Raw genomic sequence first — 22,773 nt, forward strand, 5'->3', positions numbered from 1 at the left:
TCAATTTCAAACGGTATTGGTGAACTATCTAATTCATAGCCAGCAATTGTTTCTGTCTCAACCAACTGATAATTACCTGGTTTGAGATCCTCTATCAATAGAATACCATTTTCATCGGTTACGAGATTTTCCTGAAGCGTTTCTCCCTCGGCATTTTGTAGCTCAAAGACCACACCTTCTAAGTTGTTGCCATCTTCACCTATTTTCGTTAATTCAACAGAACCGGTTGTTAGGCTATTTTCTACCTCCATTGAAAGCATTTCTTGTTGATCAAATGCTATTTCAAATTCAATAGGTGTCGCATCTAACTGATAACCAAAAGGAGCTTCCGTTTCGATGAATGCGTAATTCCCTGGTTTCAAATCCTCGACAACTAGTATTCCCTCTTCGTTGGTGGTAAGGCCTGTTTCTAGTTCTTCGCCCTCCCCATCAACTAAGGTGAATACGGCACCTTCAAGGGTTTCTCCTTCTTCACCTACTTTGGTTAATTCTACAGAACCTGTACTTAATGGATTCTCAAAACTAACTTCTGTCACTTCTGTTGGACCGAATTCAATTTCAAATTCTATTGGTGTATTGTCTAACTCATAACCCGCAATTGTTTCTGTTTCAACTAGCTGATAGTTACCTGGTTTCAGATCTTCTATGAGAAGAACACCATTTTCATCGGTAGCTAAATTTTCCTGAAGCGTTTCTCCTTCAGCATCTTGTAGTTCAAAGACCACACCTTCTAAGTTGTTACCATCTTCACCTGTTTTCGTTAATTCAACAGAACCAGTAACATATTCATTTTCCTTCGTTAATTCGATTTGTTCTTGTTGAGCAAACTCTATCTCAAACGGAATAGGTGTCTCATCCAATTGGTAACCTTCAGGTGCTTGCGTTTCTACAAATTCATAAGTTCCTGGCAGAAGATCCTCTACAAGAAGAATGCCATTTTCATCAGTAGTTAATCCCGTTTCTATTTCTAGACCTGCTTCATTTAATAGGGTAAACTGTGCTCCTTGTAAAGTTTCACCTTCTTCCCCTATCTTCGTTAACTGTACAGAGTTATTTAAATCCATATATACGCCTACTCGAAGTGGTTCGACTGGTTGTCCATGATCAGTAGCCATTGCAAATGAATTCCATGCTGCTCGTTGCTCAGGATCTATGGTAGAATCTAATACTTCCATGTCAACCTCAGATGCTTCAGGAGCCTGCATTGTAAATTCAATCATCAAATCTTGGCCTTCCAACCAATCTACATCTTCTTTCATTTCAATTTTAAAAGAATGAATAGAAGACCAATCCGTTACTTCTGCCTCAGTCATCCAATCAGGCGCTTCTGCACCGGGTGGATTGGAAAGTTGTGTTGTCGTATCTGGATAGTCCGTATGTCTTATCAAGTCATCTCTTTCAGGATTTTTAGCAGTGCTATAAAACACATCTACTTTATCCTGCCACTCTGCAGGTAACACGATAGAGTCCGTCATGATAGGTGTAAACATACTACCTCTATTCACATTATCTGTAATACCTAAATCACCAACTGATGGTAACACATCCATTAAGGTCATTTGGGAAATGTCATCACCAGTCGTGTTCGTGAATTTTAACTGATAATCAATTTGACCACCGGGAATAGTTTGGCCGAAATAAGTAAATTCTTCATCTAGCTCACCTTTTACTAATTTTTCCGTTTCCAAATTGTACTCGCCACGAATGGAATAAACATTACCAGATTTTAATCTCGGCTCCTCTGTATCACCGTTTTGATTCAAGTCTTCTTCATCTGTTTGCAAGGTTGTATCGGTGATCGCAGAACCAGTACTGTCAGGAACAAGCAAGTCACTTTCTCCAGAAAACCCATAAACATCAAATAATAATGTATTAGGCGCTGCTTCTGAAATATTCACATCTAATTCTGCATATAAACCGTTCCCAACTCGTAATAAGTCATCGTTCCAGGTTACTTTTACTAATTGACGCCCACTGTTATTATAATCATCACTGAGAATTTCATAGTTTCCTCCTTGAGCAGAGGAAGTTTCTATGCTTGAACGTCCATCACCGTCAATATAATCCGGATTTGAATCATCCTTTAATGTAACACCTGCAGGTAATAATACAGCTGTCTCTAAAGGTCCATCCATTGCTCTACTCGAACTATCAATATTATTTAAATTGATTCTCATCCGATTATCGCCAGAAGTAACTTCGCCTCCATGGTGTTCTAATAATTCGATACCAACATATGCTGTTGGTGGAGGAGAAGTTGGTGTATCCGTAATTTGAGCTGTTCTAGGACCAGCAATATGATTTAAATCTTCTTCATCATAATGGTGATCAAAACTATCGCCATTACCATCTACACCAAAAACATTGAATTCGTTTCTTACTTCACCAGTGTAACCAGAGACAACTTCAAAGAAATATTGTGGGTTCCCGACATTCAACATTCCTGAAGGAGCATAAGTAAAATCATATTTAATCATACTCACTTCATCATCTTCCGCTAATCCTAGATCTGATCTTGTATAGATTGTGTCGATATCTGCATCTTCAACCAATAGCTCTTCCGTTCCGTTCACAACCGCTAAAATATTAAATACCGGATCATTTTCTAACGGAACATCTTTTGGATGATCTGCATTTGGTCTATAAATAAAACCACCAGGCGTTTTTAATTCTTTAAAAAGCAAATTAGGATCAATATCGTATGAAGTAGTATACTGCTCGAAATCTCCATACTCACTTTCAGGTAACGGGGCAATACCATGTCGAAAACCTAATAACGCATCATCATATACAACAGGATTCGGGTTTTTCGTCTGATTATTTCCAAAATTACCCTGACCATCTGATGGTCCGATGTGATTCGGTACATACCAATTCCCCTCAATATCACCAGAAGCTGAGTCAGAATCTACAATATCAATAAAGTCAAAGGCTTCAATCGTTTCCGTTGAATCATCAATAAACGGAATATCAGCGCTGACATCATTTTGTTGTGTAGTATCTTCGGTCCCTTCATCTACCGTTAATAATACTTCGATTGTTGTAGCAAACAATTCTGAATCAGCTTGCTCTTGTTCGTTTAATGTTGATACATCAAATGTCCAAGTTAAGCTATTACCGTCTTCTTGTGGCTCTGGTCCAGTTATAGTAGAATCATAGCTTAGACCATCAGGTAATGTATCGGTAATGCTAATTTCGCCATTTTCATCTAAATACATTTGTCCAGTGGAATTTTTAGGTATATCTAATTTGATTTCCCATAACGTAGTTGAACCTGGATAAGCTAAATTCAAATCACTATCAACTACTTCTTTAAAGTTTTTAGAAATATCCATAGGACTAGAAGTATTGATAGCAACCATTGCATCATCTGAAATATTTGCTTGTTGATCTGCCTCAAACGCCGCATTAGCAGTTAATTCAGCACCATCCGGTGATATGCCATTTAATGTATCCACTTCTATTTCTGTTTCATATGTTCTCCCAGTCTGAAGAGAATCAAATTGGTATGTTAATGTATGTTCTTCTTCATCATAAACTGGCGTTACACCACTAATTGTAAGTTCATCTACATTTTGTGTGAATTCCGTATAAGACGTAATAGGTAAATCTACTTTTATTTCAGCATTAGTATAATTAGTGGTAGAACCAGTTAATTTTAATACCAAATTATAACTGGCTTCATTACCAGATAAAGTGGTACTTCGAACAGGAGAAATATCAATATCAGCATTTAAATTACCAGCCATGGGTGTAATAATACCCGATGGTTCGGTGGAATTTTGTTGAATCTCTGTATCATTATTTTCTTCTGTTCCTTCTTCTTGAGTCGAACTTTCTTGTTCCTCAAGATTTTTTGTCTCTTCTTGATTTATTTCTGATTCTTCAACTTGCTCGTCTACTTGTTCATCATTTGTTTCTTTTATCTCATTACTTTCTGGGTCATTAATAGTAAAATGAAACTCTTCAAGACTATCATCACTCTCTCCCACTTTAATGGAAGTTTGATTAGGTAATTGAGATAACACTACATCGAAATTAGTTGTAATTGGTTCCTCTTCTATGTCTCGTTCAATTAATATAGTATTATCTTCTTTAGAATACGTGAAGTCAACGCTTTCATCATTCTGTTCATTTGTGAGCTTTTCCTCGTATGAGGATTCCTCTGGTAAAACGAATGTGATTACTTCTGATTCGGTATTTTCATTGATAATGTTAAACGTTGCTTGTTCAGTAGTGGAATCTGGATCTAGCGTTACTTCAATACCTTGTGTACTTGAGCCTGATGAATTTCCAAGAAGGATTGTTTGTCCCCATTGTGTGAATACAAGGACAAAAGTCATCATCAGCAAACAGAATTTTTTCAAAGAGTAACCCTCCTAGTTGTTACAGAACTAATCACTTTAGTTGATTTTGATGAAAAGTTCCTGTACTCTATTATAGTTGAAACAATGGTTCCCCCTGCGCAAACATTCTATTTAACTATCCTCCTTCGCAGTAAAAAGATTATAGTTTTGCACTTCCAATATTATTCCTTATAACTAAACTATTTCTTAACAATATATGACAAATAGTTCCATAGTTCTGGTGAAAACGTTATCTTTTTGTGTTTTGTTGTAAAATTTTAGGTTTTTATCTAGTTTTTTGGTAGCGTAAAATAGGTGGGATTAATTGTAAAATGATTAAATAAGACCATTGGTAAATAGTGTATAACTTTGACATGACTAACGTTCCCCAACTCTGTCTTATAACTGACCAGATTGAGGAATTGTTAAGAAATTTTCATATATTCATTTATACGTTACAAAAACTACCCAAACACATCAGAGCACGATGAAATTCGATAGTTTCCCTTCTTCGTTATTTTATTGAATTACTTCTAGTTCTACACGAACAAATTCTTCTAACTTCACCCATATTATTCACCTTACATAGCGTTATCACTTGTCTAACACCTCCACCAATTCATATAACATTGTATAATGGATTCAGGAATTACTATCACTATTTCCTACCAATCCCATATACAGGTGGTGTTTAACGTGAAATTAAAAACTTTTCCAGAATCAGTTTATTATTATTACAAGGAATGGCAAGAATACAACATGAATTTACATGAACATCGTGCGATCGAAATTATGTATGTAATCAAAGGAAAGTGTAAGGTGGAGATAGATAATAAAATTGTTGAACTACGTAAAAATCAATATATATTTATCCATAGTAATGTCCCACACCGGTTAATTGTAGAAAAAAAACATCCCTGTCGAATGTTGAATGTAGAATTTGAGTGGAGAAAAGATAGAAATCATTTTACAAATATTAATACTTTAATGAAGCATGATGAAAGATTAATGGAGATGTTTTTGGATGATGAAAAGTATTTTGTTTTAAAAGATGTCGATTATGTTTACAATCATTTACGCTCACTTGTTTTAGAACTGGACCATAAAATACCCGGAAATGAGTTAATTATAGATATTTTATTTATTCAATTATTAACCTCCGTGGCCAAAAATAGAACAGATCAAAAGGAACATATAAATGCAGCAAATGAGTATTTCATTAATCAAGTACTTGCTTACATCCATGAAAATTATGATTATGAAATAAAAGTACAAGATTTAGCAAAAGTCGTACATTTGCACCCGAGCTACTTGCACCGTATCTTTAAGCAATCTATGAAAATAACCATTACCGAATATATAACAAAGCTACGGATTGAAAAAGCAAAGATGCTGTTGGTAAATACAGAGATACCAGTAACGGAAATATCAAACTATGTGGGGATTAATACTAGTCAATATTTCAGCAATATATTCAAAAAATTCACTGGTTTATCCCCTTCTAAATATAGAGAGTACTTTCAAGATTTAAAAAGTTAGAATTTTATACAACTCTCCATTTTAATTGTCAGAAAAATGAAAGCGCTATTATTTAATCGGTGTTATATTTAGGTTAAACACATAGCAGGGAGGGATTTACCATCAATTTCAAAATTCCCCTTATCAGGAAAACAGTGTTGATTTTACAAGGGGTTAATAAGTGACATAGAATCCGTCCAAGAATTTCCGAATATCGCAGTAATCTTTACGAATAGACAATAAACTAAGTTAGAAATTTGTAAAGACATCCGGCATGGTGATTTCTAAAATAAAGTGGAGGTGCGAAAATGAAAAAATATCTTTTGTTATTATTGATTATTTTCATATCAGTTGGTTGCTCATCAAATGATAGTTCAAGTAGCGAGTCTAATGGATCAAGCGATAATGGTGACGGAACAACCTTAGAAGTCTGGTGGAATGTTGATCAAGGTGAAGATCGTAGCGGCTATTACGATGCAATTGAAAAATATCAAGAACTAAACCAAGAAGTGAATATTAATGTACAAGTACTACCATATGAACAGCTAAAACAAAAATTAACTACATCATCAGCAAATGGCAATCCGCCAGATATCGCTCAAGGATTAGCCGAATGGATGGCAGATCTTAATTCCATGGGCACACTACATCATTTAACGGATTTTGTTAATGAATGGGACGAAAAAGATAGTGTACCTCAAGCAGTGTGGGATAGTGTAACAATGAATGAAGAAATTGTCGCTTTTCCTAGTTATATTGGAACAAGAGCCAGAATGTATCATGAAGATATTATCAATGAAGCTGATGTTGCGTTACCTGAAACTTGGGAGGACCTTTTAACTGTTGGTAAGGAATTAAAAGAAGCTGGGATAGAGAATCCGTTCGGAATTAGTGCTACTTCAGCACGAGCACCTCAAGAACTAGCAGTTTATATGTGGTCAAACAACCTTGAAATTGCAGAGGAGATTAGTGACGGAGCATACCAGAACACTTGGCAAGAAGACGAAAGCCAATTAGAAAGAGCAACAGAAGTTTTCCAATTCTATAAAGATATGCTTGAACAAGGTATCATCTCACAAAATCAAACTAGTTGGGGTTATCAAGAACTAGATCAAAACTTTGCACAAGGAAGAGTGGCCATTACGCAAAATGGTCCTTGGATTCAAGGATATGAAGAAGAGCAACCTGAAGGCATGGAGGATGTTAGGGTTGATGGTGTACCTCCATACAATGAAACTCCTGCTACATTCCTGGAGGTTGCACAATGGTATGTTTTCGAAGATTCTGATCAAAAAGAAGCCGCTTTAGAATTTTTAAAATGGATGGGTTCTAAAGAAGGGCAAAGCATCTATGCTAAGGGGAACCGAACAATTCGCAACGATATGGATTCAGAAGGTGAATGGAATGTTGCCTTCACAGAAATCGCTGAACATGGAAGATCATGGCCAGCTGTACCAATGGGAGGTATCATTGATGCCATGACAGAATCTATTCAAAAAGTTTTATTAGGTGACACTACACCAGAAGAAACAGCTATATGGCTATCTGATCAAATTAACCAATCGCTTGAAGAAAATAATCTGCTAAGCGAATAACATGACAGATAGAATTCAGTTATCAAACTTAACTGAATTCTATCATTTCACTACTATGAAGGAGTGTTATAATGATCAGTTTTTTAAAAAAACATACAATAGCTTATGTTTTTATGTTGCCAGCTGTTGTCTTTTTAATTCTTTTACTATTAGTGCCCATTATCAATGTATTTATTAAGAGTTTTTATGAATCCAATTTACTCATTGTTGGGGACGATCTCTTTATTGGACTACAGAACTTTATCAATGTTATGCAAGACCCTCTCTTCTGGACAAACGTAAAAAATAGTATTGTCTATACCTTTGGATCGGTTGGTGGAGAATATGTTGTAGGTTTAGGGACAGCAATATTATTAAATCAGAATATTAAAGGAAGAGCATTTTTCAGAGGAGCTATGATTATTCCTTGGGTGGTACCAATCGTCGTTGCAGGTATGACTTGGAGATGGATGTTAAATCCAGACTATGGAATTATTAATGTTTTATTAATGAATATAGGAATTCTTGATCAAAGCATTAATTGGTTAGGAAGTGAAACAACGGCCATGTTTTCTGTAATTTGGGTCAATGTGTGGAGGAGCTTCCCCTTCTATACTATTTCTTTTTTAGCTGTATTACAAACCATCAATAAAAATGAACTAGAAGCAGCAGAAATAGATGGAGCCAACATGTTTCAAAAATTTTGGAATATTACATTCCCTAAATTAAAGGGTATCTCTATTATTTTAATAGTATTACATTTAATCTGGACATTTAATAATTTCGATTTCATTTGGATCCTCACGGAGGGTGGCCCATTAAATGCTACTGAAACTTTAGCTATTGCGACTTATAAAGAAGCTTTCATGAAATATCATTATGGAACTGCCTCAGCTATTTCCGTGCTAATGGTTGTCATTTTAATTGGGATGATGGCACTTTATTTCTGGTTACAAAATAAGCAAGAAGCAAAGGGTGATAATTAATGCATTTATCAAGAAAAACAAAGAAGAGATTATTGAGTACGGTAACTTACTTTTTTCTGTTAATTGCCAGTATTTATAGCTTATTTCCAATATTTTGGGCTTTTTTAACAGCGATCAAGCCGGCTGACGAGGTGAGATCTCCTACTCCAACACTGTTTACAGCAAATCCAACATTGGAAAATTTCCGATCTGTTTTATTTGAGACTCAATTTCCTCGTTATTTTTTAAATAGTGTCATTGTTTCGGTAGGAAGTGTATTATTGTCGATTTTTATCGGAGTGCTAGCGGCATATGCTCTGAGCCGACTAAGCAAATCTCCAGGTGTCAAAACACTCGGAGTTGGTATGCTATTAGCACAAATGGTACCTGTAGTATTATTAATGATCCCTTTATACCGAATCATGATGAATTTGGGTTTACTAGACTCATACACAGGCTTAATAATATCATATACAGTTTTTGCTGTACCTATTATTACATGGATGTTAAAAGGCTTTTTTGATACTATACCAATTGAAATCGAAGAGTCTGCCATGTTGGATGGATGTAATAAATTTTATTTAATTGTTCGCATCATGTTACCTTTATCTGTCCCTGCAATTGTTTCTGCTGGTATTTACGCACTAGTTCACGCATGGAGTGAATTTGTACTAACGTTCACATTTGTGTCAGACGATTCAATGAGGACTTTATCAACTGGTGTATTTAATTTTATGGGCTTATGGATTGTAGACTGGGGTCGTTTAATGGCAGCTGCTATATTAATTATTATACCGATTGCCATAGTTTTTACCTTTATTCAAAAATATTTAGTGAGTGGCCTTACTGCTGGTTCAACAAAAGGTTAGATGGAAAATTGTTTTTAGATAGAGACCAGAACAGAAGTACTCGAATTATGACAAAACACGAACATCAACTTGATGTTCGTGTTTTTGTTCCTGGGAAAAGTGTCATTCTTCCTTGGAATAATGAATATTTCCAAGGAACAGCAGCACTTTTCCCAGGAAGAGAAAGAGAATTCCCAGGAAGCGGTGCATTTTTCCAAGGAAGAGAACTAGAATTCCAAGGAAGAAGCAACAAGCCCACGAAAAAGAGCATTGGTTCCATCTTTAATCAGTGCCAAAAATAAAAGTAGACTTCCCTTTCCTTTTCGCTTCATACATAGCAGTGTCGGCCTTTTTTAATGCTATGTGGATATTTGTCGCATTATCTTCATTGATCATACATATTCCGATACTTGCAGAAATCAACACAGTAACAGGGAAATTGCTCCATTCCGATAAAACATCAATTATGTCGTTAGCAATATCTTCCAAAGTTTTGTTATTTTCCTTCGTAATCACAATGGCAAACTCATCCCCGCCAACTCGAGCTAATATATCATTACTTTCAATTTGCTTATTAATTCGACTGGCAACTTCTTTTAACACCAAATCGCCCACATCATGACCATATGTGTCATTAACTTCTTTAAAATTATCTAAGTCCAGTAACATGACTGCTTTTTTATTTTTCATTTTCGGGAAATTTTCATACAAATAATGTCTATTATGCAAGTTTGTTAAACTATCAATACTTGCTAATCTTTCAAGCTCTAGTACATAGGAAAATAGACGAGAGAATTTTTCAAGCGTCTCTTTATCCCTCTCTGAAAAGGATCCCGTTTCTGCGCCTACTACACAAAGAGTCCCAAACATTTCCCCATCTTTATAAAAAACAGGTACACCCATATAAGAGCCTACATTTGCTTTAGCTGTCAAAGCCAACTCACTCGTAACAGGATGTTTACTTATATCATTAATTATTAATGATTTTTGTTCACCAAGATAGATAAGCTGACAAAAGGATTCTTTAAGATCCATAGTAAAATTCCTAAACGCTTCTTGTTGGCTACCATCGTTTCCTAACATTTTCACTATCGAAAATGTTTCGTCTGTTGTTTTACCTAGATAAAGTTTTTTATCTTCAAATGATTGATTGACTAACTCTAGTAGATCCTGAACTACCTTTTCTTCCAATTAAATCACCTGCTTCCATCCATTGTTTTCTACCATAACTATTGTTACTTCTATATAATTCTTTTATAAATTACTAACCAGAGGATTCCTTACTCTTACTTATTCACTTATTATAACAAATTAACAAAAAGAAGATGCGACAATCCCTTTAAATCAGGGGGACATCTAGTTGATTATTTCCTTAAAATCCTAAGAAATCAACTTCTATTTTGCTAAACAGAAGAACAGATGTCCAAAATCAATGTCCGTCTTAATACTAATTACTATACGCTCTATTATGGTAAATTTTCAAACTACGTGCGAAAGGAGGTCATGTCCGATCCGAAGTTTCTGGCACAGTAAATATCATGGTTGTTCCCAAACCTGGTGTGCTATTAACATGCAGGCCTTTGCCATATAGCCCCTTTAAACGTTGCTCGGTATTGACTAGTCCAATACCTTTTTTTCGATCAGGTTGAATGTTGAAGATTTCATTAATCTTTTCTTCGTCCATACCAACACCGTCATCGGCCACGGAAATTTCCGTATAACCGTCTCCTTTAAGGATACGTATTGTTATGAGACCTCCACCGGATCGCTTTAACACACCGTGATTTACAGCATTTTCTACCAATGTTTGGATAGTTAAAGGCGGAATCATAACATCTTCCACTTCATCTACCTCCCAATTTATACGGAGTCGATCTTTAAATCGTTCTTTTTCAATATATAAATAAGACTCAACCAAATCTAGTTCATCTTTAAGAGGAAAGACCTTGTCTACGTTTTTTAGATAGAAACTACTCTGTAAAAAATGTGTGAAATTTTCAAGAAGACGGGTCATTCTCGACGTATCTATCTCACTCAATGAAACAATCGCATTCAGTGTATTAAACAAAAAGTGAGGACGAATTTGTGCTTGAAGCCATGCCGCTTCCATCTCTATCCGTTCATTGACGGATGCTTGTAAATTCGTTAAAGCTTGAACCCGAACATTTAACTCCACTGCATCGACTGGTTTGGTGACGTAATCATTTGCACCTGATAAAAACCCAGTATAGACATCCTCTTGGTTACTTCGTGCGGTTAAAAGAAGAATAGGCAGTTCAGATATGGAGAATTTCTCCCGAATAGAACCAGTTAAATCATACCCAGACATGTTCGGCATCATCACATCCGAAATAATTAAATCCCATTCCTGCCCTTCTAATTGTTTTAATGCTTCTTTTCCACTAGTAACGGTCTCTACCATATATTGATCTTTCGAAAGAATGTTCGTTAACACTTGTAAATTCACTGGATCATCATCGACAGCCAAAATTCTTGGTCTGTAAGAGACGGGAGTGTTCTTAATAAATGCTTTTATCATTGCATGATTCATAGCAATTGGTGTTTCTTTAATAGGAAATTCGCTCATATCCATTGGTGTAATTGTTGTTTTTTCTTCGCTCTCTTCAAAAGAGCCTTCCGCTAGAGGTAAGGTAAACGTAAATACGGAACCTTCACCCAAGACAGAACTTGCATTTATTTTCCCACCATGCATTTCCACTAACTGCCTGCAAATGTTGAGGCCGAGACCATGGCCACCTCCAATTGCTGTTATACTGGAATCACCTTGTTTATAGGCTTCAAAAATCGTACGTAGTGTTTTTTTATCCATTCCGATGCCTTGATCAGTAATATGAATTTGGGCTTTTCCCTCGTGTATCTCAGCTTCGATGGTAATGATGCCTTCATCGGTAAATTTCACCGCATTATGAAGAAGATTAAACAAAATTTGAATCAGCCGGTTTTTATCCGCTGCTACACCTGGAAAATCGCTCGGTATTCGGACCTCCATTTGGATATTTTTCTTTCCAATAAGAACTTTGAGCATATCTACAACAACGTTAGTGATACTTTGAAGGTCCAGACGCTCTTTTTGCAGGTGAATCCTATGTTCTTTCAAGCGGGTAATGTCTAATAAATCTTCCAAAGTCCGTGACATATGATGTCCAATTGTCAGTTGAAGTTTCAAATCACTTTGCGTTTTTTCATCCATCTGTTCAGGTCTGTTGTGCAAAATAGATTGCGCGATGTTAATAATGCCATGCAATGGATTCCGCAGTTCATGGGATGTATTGGCAAGAAAATCATCCTTTTGCTTAATTTCTTTTTGAAGTTCAACAGCAAGATCTTCATTTGAAGCATTTAGATCGATAAGTTGCTTGTTTTGCTGCTCTGTCTTCCGAACCGAATCTGCAAAGCCTTTACTCATCAAAATAACATGAATCATTACATAGGCACCAACCGCTGGCAACATCAATGGGAATGACTGATACCAATTCTGCCCTATCGCAAAGTCATTAAAAAACGCTAGAAATATGAGCCCCATTCCGATTAGATTTATTTTTGCATAGCGGTTGTTATTGCGAATACTCTTAGATATAACATAAATCACATAGAAAAAAGTAGGGATGGTTAGATAAAACACATTGAAAAATAGAGTTTGAAAAAATACAGGTTGTGTAAATAAGGTGATAACAATAAGCGATACATGTACAGCAACTAGCCCGTACATTATTTTCTTAGAAAACTCCTTTTCATGCCATTTCCATAATAAAATAACATAAAACATCGAAGTCGCCTCTGTTAAAATATATTCTAACCTAGTCCCCCAGAGCCAAGGCATGTCTAAAAATATCAACGTATAATAAAACGGAACAGAAAATAAAGCACGAACTGATATGAGCATAGCAAACAAGCCGAATATAAGAAACAAATGCTCCTGTCTGCGATACCAAGCAAATAAAACCATAAACAAACCTATGATAAATATACTGCCATTAATAAAAAGCGTGACGATCATCTTCGTATTAAATTTTTGAGCAACAACCGAGGCTTCCCCTAAATAAATCGAGTTCTCAAATCCACCTCGAATATGATCAAAGCTAGAAACTTGCATCGTAAGTAATACTTCATCCGATTGCGCAATAAAATAACCTGTTTCCGGAGCCATTTCAGCAGTATGTGAGGCTGAATTCTCTCCCACCACACCATTTTCAGAAATCTCTGTTTGATCAATATAAAGTGTATAAGCACTGTATTGATAGGGAATATAGATAGCTAATGTTTCCCCCACATATTCTTCAGGGATTTTGATTGTTGTGCTATATGTGCCAAATGAATTAACTTCCCCCGTTTGTGTCTCAAATGAATCTGGAAGTGTAACTGCTCTTCCATTTCCATTTATTAATTGTTCTTTCACTTCACCAGGAGTTAGCAATTTTTTTTCAAAGAAACTCCATTCTCCATCTAGATCTGTATAAAATTCATCCGTGTGAAACTCATTACTAAAATCAATTGCCCGCGATGAATCTATCTGTTCCGCGAAAATACTGCTATCATCTATCACCAATATCATGAATAAGGTAACGATAAAAACTAATAAGTATAGCTTATGTTTAAACTTCAACTGACTCTCCCCGCTTTTACTATCAGAGTTGCACCACGTACCGTCAATAAACTAATTCTATCATAATCACACTAATCAAACAGCCTTGAAATGACAACGAAAAAGCGTTTCCAAAAGAGAACGCTACTCGCGATTTATGACAAAACAAGGACATTAAGTTTGATGTTCGTTTTTGTTCCCCTTTTTCTAACCTTGCATAGAAAATCCCCTGCAAGGTTTTCATTCACCCAAAATAAAGTATGTATCCTATGAAATAAAATATAGCAAATGAAAAAAGTTGATTCATGATAGCCAATAGTACAACAGGACCTTCATATTTACGGGCTGCTGTAATGTTCGGAATCCACATTAATAAACTTGAAATTACAGCAAAAACTAATACTGATAGAAATTTCATTATGTTCAAATCACCTGTTAACGCATCAAGATATCTAGTTGCCAGAAGCGACGCAATAAACGCAAACAACATGACTAGTAGATTTGCTACATAAATATACCAGTATCTAACATGAGTTATAATGTAAAATTTTATATAGACTCCCAATCATAGAACTCCTTCAGTCTAATGTATTTTTAATATTACTATAACGTAGATTCGCATCGTAAGGGTACTTTAAACTCATGAACCAACAAGAATCAAAGCGAGATGCTGAGAAAAGTATTTCAATTTTATGCCTCTATTAATTATAAGCTGAGGCCACGTTAAAGACAATTAGCACCGAGATAAATTGGTGACAGCAGAGCTACTACCAAATTTATTATTGCATTAACAATTCTTCTATTTTTGCATGGTCTGTGGGTTGTCCTCATATGTTCCCGTGTTCCGATAGGTTAACTTAGAGCTTGTTAAACTTGATCTCCAAGCAAATTAATACTCTTCTATAACGGTTATTGTTACGATAGAACGGTAAGTTACTGAAGAAAGGAAATGAAGTATGACAAATATAAATATACCTGTTTCTGTCCTTAACCTAGTCCCGATTCGCAAGGGAAATGGACCGAAAGAAGCAATTGACCAAATGGTAGAACTAGCACAAGCTGTTGATGAAATGGGCTATGAAAGATATTGGATAGCCGAGCATCATAATACAACAACATTAGTTAGTTCAGCGACAACCATTTTAATGAAACATACACTTGACAATACTAAGAAGATTCGAGTTGGTTCAGGTGGTGTAATGCTTCCAAATCACGCACCATTAACAGTTGCCGAGCAATTTGGTACTATGGCAACGATATATCCAGATCGTTTAGATTTAGGATTAGGTAGAGCTCCGGGAACAGACCAGTTAACGGCAAGTGCCTTAAGAAGGTCTAAAGAGGATCCAGTCAATACGTTTCCAAAAGATGTACAATCATTATTAACCTATTTTGGTGCAGAAGAACAACAAGGATATGTCAAAGCATTTCCTGGCATTAACACAAATATTCCGATTTATATTCTTGGTTCATCACCTGATTCTGCTCATTTAGCAGCAAAACTGGGCTTACCTTATGTGTTTGCCTCTCATTTTGCACCAAGACACATGGAAGAGGCTATTTCTATTTATCGGAAAGAGTTTCAAGCATCCCAATATTTAAATAAACCATATATGATGGTTTGTCTGAACGTGATTGCAGCAGAAACAGATGAGGAAGCACAATTTGAATCAACTACCATGCAACAATTTTTCTTAAATGTGGTTCAAGGAGCAAAAACTCCATTAAGCCCTCCAGTGAAAAATATGGATGAGTTATGGACCATGCAAGAGAAGAACGTTGTTTCCTCTATGGCAAGTGCCGTACTGCAAGGTAGTAAAGAATCGATTCGCGAACAATTAACAAATTTCCAAGAGAAATACCAAGTAGATGAACTAATGGCCATTTCTTATATATATGATACAGAAAAACAAAAAAAATCTTATCAAATATTAAAAGAAGTGGTTGATGGTAACTAATAAAATCTAATCTTCATTAACAGGCGCAGAGTTGGAATGATAATTCCTTCCCTGCGCTCTTTTTAAACAATAACTTAACATCACAATTCCTAAATAAGTACCAAATTTACGTTTTGGTAACCTAATTTGGTACTTAACACAGTATTTAGTACCAAATTAAATTTTGATAGAGGAAAAATGGTACTTAAAGCTATTTTAAGTACTAAAAACATGGAATGTAGAGGCTATTTTGGTACTTATATAAAAAATGAATAGGTGATTACAAGCAATAAAATCATTTCAGTGAAGTCCTAATAAAGAAGCTCAATATTCTCTTTAATCGCACCTGAGCCAAATAAAAAATTGAAAGTATAATTCAACATGGTGAGGTGAATTACTTTATCTTCAAACGTGGGTACGTGGTTCTTTCTGCGGATTGTTTCTTCTCACGCGATGAGGAACAATTGGGACAAATGACAGCTCGATTTGGAATGGATAAGCAGCAATACGGGCATTCTTTATTAATCATCGAGTCTTATGGATGCTGATGTGGTTTCTTCCAGCGATTCATTTGCCTCACTACTAGAACCAATAAAAACAGAACCATTACCGAACCATTATTGCGTTGAATACTTATACATAAAACGAGAGAAACTCATTTTATCCCCCCTTTTTCCGATTTTAATGCAATTTCCCCTATCCATTGCCATTAATCTTTATTTTATCTTTACATTTTTTTGTTACTATTTGTTAGAATTAAAGCACTTAAAATACGGATAAAAGCAAAATATCTATAGGAGACATTTCAAATGAAAAAAACAATTTTAATAGTTGAAGATGAACATATTTTACGGGAAATAAGTAAAGATTATTTCTTAGATGCTGGGTGTGATGTTTTGGAAGCAAGGGATGGTACAGAGGCAATAGATTTATTTGAAAACTTCAGCGTTGACTTAATTATTTTAGACATTATGATGCCTAAGTTAGATGGATGGTCAGTCTGTAAAAGAATCCGTGAAAAGTCTGTTGTTCCTATCATTATATTGACAGCTCGATCAGATGAAGAAGATACATTATTAGGTTTTGAATTAGGTGCAGATGACTATGTCACAAAACCTTATAGCCCACGTGTATTATTGGCAAGAGCCAAACGATTACTGACATCTCATTCTCCCACTCCAAACAAAAACGAGCATACATTGACTAGTCAACATATTGAAGTAAATCTTCAATCTCATTCAGTAAAAGTTGATGGAAAACAAATAGCATTAACACATACTGAATTTGAAATATTAACGTATTTAATGATGAATAAAAATATTGTTATAACTAGGGAACAATTAATCAATCAAGTATGGGGATATGAGTATGATGGAGATGATCGAACAATCAATACACACATGCGAAATTTAAGAAATAAACTTGGGACAAGTGCAAAGCAAATTAAAACAATGGTACGAGCTGGCTATAAATTTGAGGAAAAATCATGAAAAATCGAATAGTAATGAAGTTATTCCTTTTAACATCAGGATTATGTTTGTTTATCATACTAGCTATATTTATCGGTCAAACTTTATTTTTTGAACGATTTTATGCCGAGAAAAAAGTCGACCAGTTAACCGAAGCTATTGCATCTTTTCGTCAAGAATATCTAAACATTGATGAGGAGGATAGGTTGCGACAATTGGAACAAGACTTTTACCAGGAGCACAATGCTTGGATTGTAGTGTTAGATGAAAATGGCAACATAAAAGGCACAGAAGACTATTTTATTGAACTAGACAGAGCATTTATATTTACAGATACAAGCAAAAGAAATACCGAAAGAAAATATATTGAAGATGAACCGATCAACATTCCTATTTATTATTTAATCAATCAGGAGGAGCTTATTGATCAAGAGAATATTCTCAATGAATATCCAACTGTTGAAGTTCAGGGCGTAAAGAAAGAAGATGTAATTTACCCTTTTCAATTGTTTTGGAGATCTGATGATACTATTGACAGCTTTTTTGATAGGCAAGGCTCCTATTCTTATACACTATGGGAAAATAAGCAACTCTTACAAGAAGCTGAAGAGTTTGATGAAGCTCCTCTTTCGATATATGGTCACGTCAAAGATATTCATATACCAGATGTAACACATAGTATACTTTCCAATCCAATATTGACCGACAAGCTAAAGGAATTTCAGATTAACCTTTTGTTAGATAATAACGTAGAGACAGAAGTACAGGATTTTGAGCAAGATAATATTCAATATAAGTTACTCGTCAATCCAGCAAAAAATAGCAATGGTGAAACGATTTATTTCTATACGTTAGCTTCCTTACAACCAGTAAATGAAGCCGTACAAATGATTAAAGAGTACTATATTTATATTGTTCTGTTTGCTGTAGCGTTAGTTTTGTTAGCTGCGTTTTACTATTCGAAAGGGATAGCAAGACCTTTATTACGTATAAATGATGCTACGAAAAGCATGAGAAATTTGGACTTCACCGAGAGAATTACCGTTCAATCAAAAGATGAAATTGGAGAACTTTCAAACAATATTAATTTTCTCTCAACAACATTGCAGTCCTATATTGATCAGCTGCAACAAGATGTTGAGATAGAAAGACAGTTGGAACAAACACGGAAGGATTTCATTGCAGGTGTATCACATGAATTGAAAACACCATTAAGTATTATGAAAAGCTGTATGGCAATTCTTCAAGACGGTGTTGCAACAGAGAAGAAAGACCATTATTTTAACGCGATGGAAAATGAAGTGAACCGCATGGATCGGCTGATTGCAGACATGCTCGAATTAGCAAAATACGAATCAGGAACATATAAGATCGAAATGAATGCCTTTTTCATTGATGAGTTAATTCGTTCGGTCTACAATCAACTATCATTAAAAGTAATCGATCAACAAATTGACGTAAATCTAAATCTTCATTCGGTAGAAGTAATTGCTAATCAAGATCGAGTGGAACAGGTTATTACAAATTTTCTTTCCAATGCGATTCAACATACACCTGACAAAGGGAAAATAGTAGTTACAACGCTTAGCGAAGAAGATAAGGTTAAGATCACTGTTGAAAACGAAGGAAGTCATATCGAAGAAGAACAACTAGAAAAAATTTGGGATCGTTTTTATCAAGGCGAAAAATCTCAACGTTCAAAACAAGGTACAGGTTTAGGGCTTGCCATTTCTAAAAATATATTAAAGTTGCATCATGTTCCTTTTGGCGTAATTAATACAAAAAAAGGAGTCTGTTTTTACTTTTACTTAAATAAAAAATAATAATCTTTTTGTGGATAAACCATTCCTTTAATACCTTTTGAAGTATTAAGGGAATGTTTTTTTTAGTTTGATTCAATCTTTAGCTTAAATACATTTTATCTTTATCTGATCTTTATTTTACTATACTAATCTATCAACAGAAGATAAACAACATAGAATTGAGGGTTTTTATATGAAGAAGATTAGTATTATTATCTACTTCGCTTTTCTAATTATTATTTCTGCCTGTCAAAGTGAAGAAGTTACGTATCAAATCGAACTTAAAGAGAATAACGAAATAATATCATCAGCAGGTAAACAACAATTGAATTCAGAAGATACAGGAAAAGGTGTTTACCTAACCTTTGATGATGGACCTACTTCTGTAACTAAGAATATTTTGGACACACTCAGTCAATTTAACGCCAAGGCAACGTTTTTTATGTTAGAGCCTGCAATGAGGAAGTATCCAGATGTAGTTAAACGAATCGCAGAAGACGGTCATGGTTTGGGAATACACGGTGTTACGCATGACGTAAATCAATTTTATACTTCGGAACAATCTGCTCTCGAAGAAATGATCACTGCTCAGGAAACCCTTCAAGATATTACCGACGTTCGTTCCAAATTGATCCGAACACCTTATGGAAGTATCCCTTATTTAACAGAATCTTATCGAGAAGTTTTAGATAGCAATGGATTTCATTTATGGGATTGGAATGTTGACAGTAGTGATTGGTCATTATCGGGGGATAAATATATAGATTCCATTGTGAATCAAATTGAAAATTTAGCTAGTGCAGAGGAAACCTCGATTGTTCTGATGCATGATCAAGAAGAGACTGCGAACCACTTGTCATTGCTATTAACCTATTTATCTGAAAACGGATTTCAAACAAAGAAAATCGGTGAAAACATCGAACCATATAACTTTAGCTGTTATGACCGTTGTCATTCACTGAACTCATCACAAAATTAAAATTACAAACAAGGAGCGAGTATTAAATGAAAAAATGGATTCGAATTTTTATATTATGTTTATTTGTAGGTATATTGTATTTTACCCTAACCGACAAACTAGAACCTGAAACATCCAATGAGACAGAAACTCCTAAGATTTCCTCAAAAGGAGAAAAATATAAAGTTGTCATTGACCCTGGACATGGCGGTGAAGATCCTGGTGCTATCGGTGCTAGTGGTTCATACGAAAAAGATTTTACATTAAGTCTAGCTAAAAAGATCTCATTTTTATTGGAAGATGAACCACAACTTGAGGCATACGTGACGAGAGAAGAAGATGTTTTTCTATCAGCAGAAGCTCGGGAAAGGCCTAATTTTGCCAATGACATAGGTGCCGATATATATATATCATTACATGGAAATACGTTTACAGACCCTTCTGTTTCTGGTACTGAATCATTTTATTACCATAAAAATTCGAAACGATTGGCGAATATAATACACAGACATGTTTCAGAAACAACAGGTTTTCAGAATCGTGGTGTGAAGAAAGAAAATTTTTTTGTGTTAAAAGATACTTCTATGCCTGCAGTTTTACTTGAAATAGGTTATTTAACGAACCCAGAAGAGGAAAAAATATTGCTAACAGAAGATTTTCAACAATCTGTGGCAGAAGCTATTAATGATGGAATCAAAGAATACTTAAAATAAAGGTAGAAATCATCTCAATATAATATTTGAAACTTCACAAAATTTTGTTCTTCTTGCTTGAGATGACTTTTGGACTTAATTGCTATGAGAGCGCAGAATTGAAATTGAATTTTCAGCCTGCGCTTTCTTTTTCAATAGAATTATTCATTTATTCTCTTTTGATGCATTCAAAAAAAGATACCAACCACAAAACCAAAGTGATTGGTATCCTTTATTTTCATTCTTAATTATTAGTAATTTTTGTTTTTTCGTCTTTCAAGTCTTGAATTAATGAACGAGTTGAAGAGATAAAAAACAAAATGAATGCTATTGTAAGTAACCCGAACCCAGTGTTATTAAAACTCAGAGTACCTAGTATTACTGATCCTATCATTGTAATAATACTTGTAACAATACTGACTTTGTTCATCATGATACGCAAGTCCTCCGAAACTCATATTAAACATCAATCTAATTAGCAACTTTCACAGTTTAATATAACAAAAAATGAAAAGGATAACAAAACTTTGAAAGTAAGGAGAGGATTACTATTTTTCAAAAAATAACACTTTTATTTGTAGCTGATCACTTCTGCATTCTTCAACAATTAGCGGTAAAGATAGGAAGAGTGAGTTAACTTCTATTTTTCCTTAATAATCTTCTGAAAAGTTTCTATTTTTTCGTCTAGTAGTTTACTATATTTTATAGTAGTCGGAGCTGTTAAACCATCTAAAAATCCTATATTTACCAATTCATCTCGCATCTGTTCTATTCGTTCTGAGAGCAATTTTAAATTAATATCATCTCGTTCACCCTTATTCATAGCTAAACAGCCCCTCGCCTATGATAAAAAATTTTTTTATTTACTTCTCACTTCAGGGATAATGTGAGAAATATGCTCTTCTATTTCTTCAGCACTTAATATTCCTTCTTTTATACAGAATAATCTCCAGAAATAATCCCAGGAAACATCGTTTAACTCTTTTCCTATTCATCCCCTGCTGTAATTTTATTTACAACAGGAATGCCATCTACGGTAGTAGAGAGTACAGGCTCTTTTGCCATAAGACCTCCAACTTTCCACTTATCCTTTACCTTACTCATTGAGTGAATTTCTTGGTTTATTTCCTGCTTTTACTTCCAAAATTGCTTTTGCTGTCATCAGACTAACGTTGTGATATACTTCATAAGTTTCTGCAGCAGTGTGTGGAGTTGTGATTACATTGTCCAACGTAAATAAAGGATTATCCTTACTTGTTGGCTCTTCCTCATAAACATCGATAGCTGCTGCGGCTAACTTCCCTTCATTCAACGCACGATATAATGCTTTTTCGTCTACTAAAGGGCCCCGTGACGTATTTACAAAGTAAGCTTCTGGTTTCATCTGACTAAATTTATCATCATCCATAAAATGGTGTGTATCATTTAATAATGGTAAATGCATGCTGACAACATCACATTTATTTAATATCTCTTCGTAATCGATAAATTGTACATTCAACTTTTTGGCAACATCTTCATTTGGAAATTTATCATAGGCATAAATATTTACATCAAACCCTTGTAATTTTCCCGCTATATTTTGGGCAATATTGCCAAATCCTAATAAACCGACACTTCTATTTTGCAGCTCCGTTCCCACAAAACGTTCCCAATTTCCTTGTCTAGTAGAAACGTGCAAATTTGATGTATTTCGTAATGCGTTTAAAATTAAATTAATAGTAAGTTCCGCTACAGCGTTGGAATTTAACCTTGGTGCATTTGTTACTTGGATGCCAAACTCCTTCGCTTTCTCAAGATCAATATTGTCAACGCCTACACCAAATCTGGAGATAACTTTTAACCGCGGAGCTAACCGAAACACCTCTTCATTCCAAGTATCTACTCCTGCTACGACAGCATCAATATCAGATACTACTTCTTGCAGTTCATTAAATGTCATCGGACGATCATGTGGATTTTCTACTACTTCACATCCGTTTTGTTCCAGTAATTGTTTAGCTTCGGCACATAATGTCGAATAATTCGTTGCTGTTACTAAGACCTTCATTTTCATTCCTC

17 protein-coding genes are annotated in these 22,773 nt (G+C 35.0%); 10 read left to right on the top strand and 7 right to left on the bottom strand.

All coding sequences use genetic code 11. The features are described 5' to 3' along the window. A partial coding sequence (locus tag BM121_RS00005) for a SpaA isopeptide-forming pilin-related protein (protein WP_091479267.1) occupies positions 1 to 4,367 on the bottom strand: 4,367 nt, incomplete at its 3' end. 675 nt (positions 4,368 to 5,042) lie between these two features. Here BM121_RS00005 and BM121_RS00010 point away from each other — a divergent pair. From BM121_RS00010 to BM121_RS00030, 5 genes are all read left to right on the top strand, one after another. Next, on the top strand, positions 5,043 to 5,885 hold the full coding sequence (locus BM121_RS00010; RefSeq protein ID WP_175495247.1) for an AraC family transcriptional regulator: 843 nt from the start codon (positions 5,043 to 5,045) through the stop codon (positions 5,883 to 5,885). A gap of 287 nt (positions 5,886 to 6,172) precedes the next feature. Further along, positions 6,173 to 7,459, top strand: coding sequence for an ABC transporter substrate-binding protein (locus BM121_RS00015; protein ID WP_091479272.1), 1,287 nt, complete (start codon positions 6,173 to 6,175; stop codon positions 7,457 to 7,459). A 71-nt stretch (positions 7,460 to 7,530) separates the two neighbouring features. Continuing rightward, complete coding sequence (locus tag BM121_RS00020; RefSeq protein WP_091479275.1) at positions 7,531 to 8,424, top strand: carbohydrate ABC transporter permease; 894 nt, start codon at positions 7,531 to 7,533, stop codon at positions 8,422 to 8,424. Then, entirely contained in the window at positions 8,424 to 9,272 is an 849-nt protein-coding gene (locus tag BM121_RS00025; RefSeq protein WP_091479278.1) for a carbohydrate ABC transporter permease, read from the top strand. Before BM121_RS00020 ends, BM121_RS00025 begins: the two co-directional genes overlap by 1 nt. Positions 9,273 to 9,319: 47 nt before the next feature. After that, positions 9,320 to 9,553 carry a hypothetical protein gene (locus tag BM121_RS00030; protein ID WP_091479280.1) on the top strand — a complete coding sequence of 78 codons (234 nt, stop codon included), beginning with the start codon at positions 9,320 to 9,322 and terminating at the stop codon, positions 9,551 to 9,553. Here BM121_RS00030 and BM121_RS00035 read toward each other — a convergent pair. The 3 genes from BM121_RS00035 to BM121_RS00045 all read right to left on the bottom strand — a co-directional run bounded on the left by BM121_RS00035 (position 9,534) and on the right by BM121_RS00045 (position 14,419). Further along, positions 9,534 to 10,442, bottom strand: coding sequence for a sensor domain-containing diguanylate cyclase (locus tag BM121_RS00035; protein WP_091479283.1), 909 nt, complete (start codon positions 10,440 to 10,442; stop codon positions 9,534 to 9,536). The two genes, BM121_RS00030 and BM121_RS00035, sit on opposite strands and share 20 nt — an antisense overlap. 310 nt (positions 10,443 to 10,752) lie before the next feature. Continuing rightward, positions 10,753 to 13,875 carry a hybrid sensor histidine kinase/response regulator gene (locus tag BM121_RS00040; protein ID WP_091479285.1) on the bottom strand — a complete coding sequence of 1,041 codons (3,123 nt, stop codon included), beginning with the start codon at positions 13,873 to 13,875 and terminating at the stop codon, positions 10,753 to 10,755. 223 nt (positions 13,876 to 14,098) lie between these two features. Beyond that, positions 14,099 to 14,419, bottom strand: coding sequence for a hypothetical protein (locus BM121_RS00045; RefSeq protein WP_091479287.1), 321 nt, complete (start codon positions 14,417 to 14,419; stop codon positions 14,099 to 14,101). Between the two features lie 391 nt (positions 14,420 to 14,810). Between BM121_RS00045 and BM121_RS00050 the strand changes: the two genes are divergently transcribed. The 5 genes from BM121_RS00050 (at position 14,811) to BM121_RS00075 (ending at position 20,733) form a co-directional block, all read left to right on the top strand. Further along, the gene (locus tag BM121_RS00050; RefSeq protein WP_091479288.1) at positions 14,811 to 15,812 is read left to right on the top strand and encodes an LLM class flavin-dependent oxidoreductase; all 1,002 of its coding nucleotides are present in this window, start codon (positions 14,811 to 14,813) and stop codon (positions 15,810 to 15,812) included. Between the two features lie 788 nt (positions 15,813 to 16,600). Continuing rightward, positions 16,601 to 17,281, top strand: coding sequence for a response regulator transcription factor (locus BM121_RS00060; RefSeq protein WP_091479289.1), 681 nt, complete (start codon positions 16,601 to 16,603; stop codon positions 17,279 to 17,281). Next, positions 17,278 to 19,083, top strand: a complete 1,806-nt coding sequence (locus BM121_RS00065) for a sensor histidine kinase (protein WP_091479291.1) — start codon at positions 17,278 to 17,280, stop codon at positions 19,081 to 19,083. Before BM121_RS00060 ends, BM121_RS00065 begins: the two co-directional genes overlap by 4 nt. A 172-nt stretch (positions 19,084 to 19,255) precedes the next feature. Continuing rightward, a complete protein-coding gene (locus BM121_RS00070; RefSeq protein ID WP_091479292.1) occupies positions 19,256 to 20,041 on the top strand; it encodes a polysaccharide deacetylase family protein in 786 nt (261 codons plus the stop codon). 26 nt (positions 20,042 to 20,067) lie between these two features. Further along, positions 20,068 to 20,733, top strand: a complete 666-nt coding sequence (locus BM121_RS00075; RefSeq protein WP_091479294.1) for an N-acetylmuramoyl-L-alanine amidase family protein — start codon at positions 20,068 to 20,070, stop codon at positions 20,731 to 20,733. Positions 20,734 to 20,956: 223 nt separating this feature from the next. Here BM121_RS00075 and BM121_RS00080 read toward each other — a convergent pair whose 3' ends face one another. The 3 genes from BM121_RS00080 to BM121_RS00090 all read right to left on the bottom strand — a co-directional run bounded on the left by BM121_RS00080 (position 20,957) and on the right by BM121_RS00090 (position 22,762). Further along, complete coding sequence (locus BM121_RS00080; RefSeq protein WP_091479297.1) at positions 20,957 to 21,145, bottom strand: hypothetical protein; 189 nt, start codon at positions 21,143 to 21,145, stop codon at positions 20,957 to 20,959. Positions 21,146 to 21,352: 207 nt separating this feature from the next. Then, a complete protein-coding gene (locus BM121_RS00085; RefSeq protein WP_091479300.1) occupies positions 21,353 to 21,535 on the bottom strand; it encodes an aspartyl-phosphate phosphatase Spo0E family protein in 183 nt (60 codons plus the stop codon). 273 nt (positions 21,536 to 21,808) lie between these two features. Further along, entirely contained in the window at positions 21,809 to 22,762 is a 954-nt protein-coding gene (locus tag BM121_RS00090) for a phosphoglycerate dehydrogenase (RefSeq protein ID WP_245780689.1), read from the bottom strand. Between the last annotated feature and the right edge of the window lie 11 nt (positions 22,763 to 22,773).

Source organism: Gracilibacillus orientalis, from assembly GCF_900114645.1.
GTDB classification, from domain to species: domain Bacteria; phylum Bacillota; class Bacilli; order Bacillales; family Amphibacillaceae; genus Gracilibacillus; species Gracilibacillus orientalis.

Excerpts from the sequence above, each read along its gene's own strand:
- BM121_RS00085 (WP_091479300.1), bottom strand. The coding sequence starts at position 21,535 with ATGAATAAGGGTGAACGAGATGATATTAATTTAAAATTGCTCTCAGAA.
- BM121_RS00030 (WP_091479280.1), top strand. The coding sequence starts at position 9,320 with ATGACAAAACACGAACATCAACTTGATGTTCGTGTTTTTGTTCCTGGG.
- BM121_RS00060 (WP_091479289.1), top strand. The coding sequence starts at position 16,601 with ATGAAAAAAACAATTTTAATAGTTGAAGATGAACATATTTTACGGGAA.
- BM121_RS00075 (WP_091479294.1), top strand. The coding sequence starts at position 20,068 with ATGAAAAAATGGATTCGAATTTTTATATTATGTTTATTTGTAGGTATA.
- BM121_RS00090 (WP_245780689.1), bottom strand. The coding sequence starts at position 22,762 with ATGAAGGTCTTAGTAACAGCAACGAATTATTCGACATTATGTGCCGAA.
- BM121_RS00025 (WP_091479278.1), top strand. The coding sequence starts at position 8,424 with ATGCATTTATCAAGAAAAACAAAGAAGAGATTATTGAGTACGGTAACT.
- BM121_RS00020 (WP_091479275.1), top strand. The coding sequence starts at position 7,531 with ATGATCAGTTTTTTAAAAAAACATACAATAGCTTATGTTTTTATGTTG.
- BM121_RS00050 (WP_091479288.1), top strand. The coding sequence starts at position 14,811 with ATGACAAATATAAATATACCTGTTTCTGTCCTTAACCTAGTCCCGATT.
- BM121_RS00065 (WP_091479291.1), top strand. The coding sequence starts at position 17,278 with ATGAAAAATCGAATAGTAATGAAGTTATTCCTTTTAACATCAGGATTA.
- BM121_RS00015 (WP_091479272.1), top strand. The coding sequence starts at position 6,173 with ATGAAAAAATATCTTTTGTTATTATTGATTATTTTCATATCAGTTGGT.
- BM121_RS00080 (WP_091479297.1), bottom strand. The coding sequence starts at position 21,145 with ATGATGAACAAAGTCAGTATTGTTACAAGTATTATTACAATGATAGGA.
- BM121_RS00070 (WP_091479292.1), top strand. The coding sequence starts at position 19,256 with ATGAAGAAGATTAGTATTATTATCTACTTCGCTTTTCTAATTATTATT.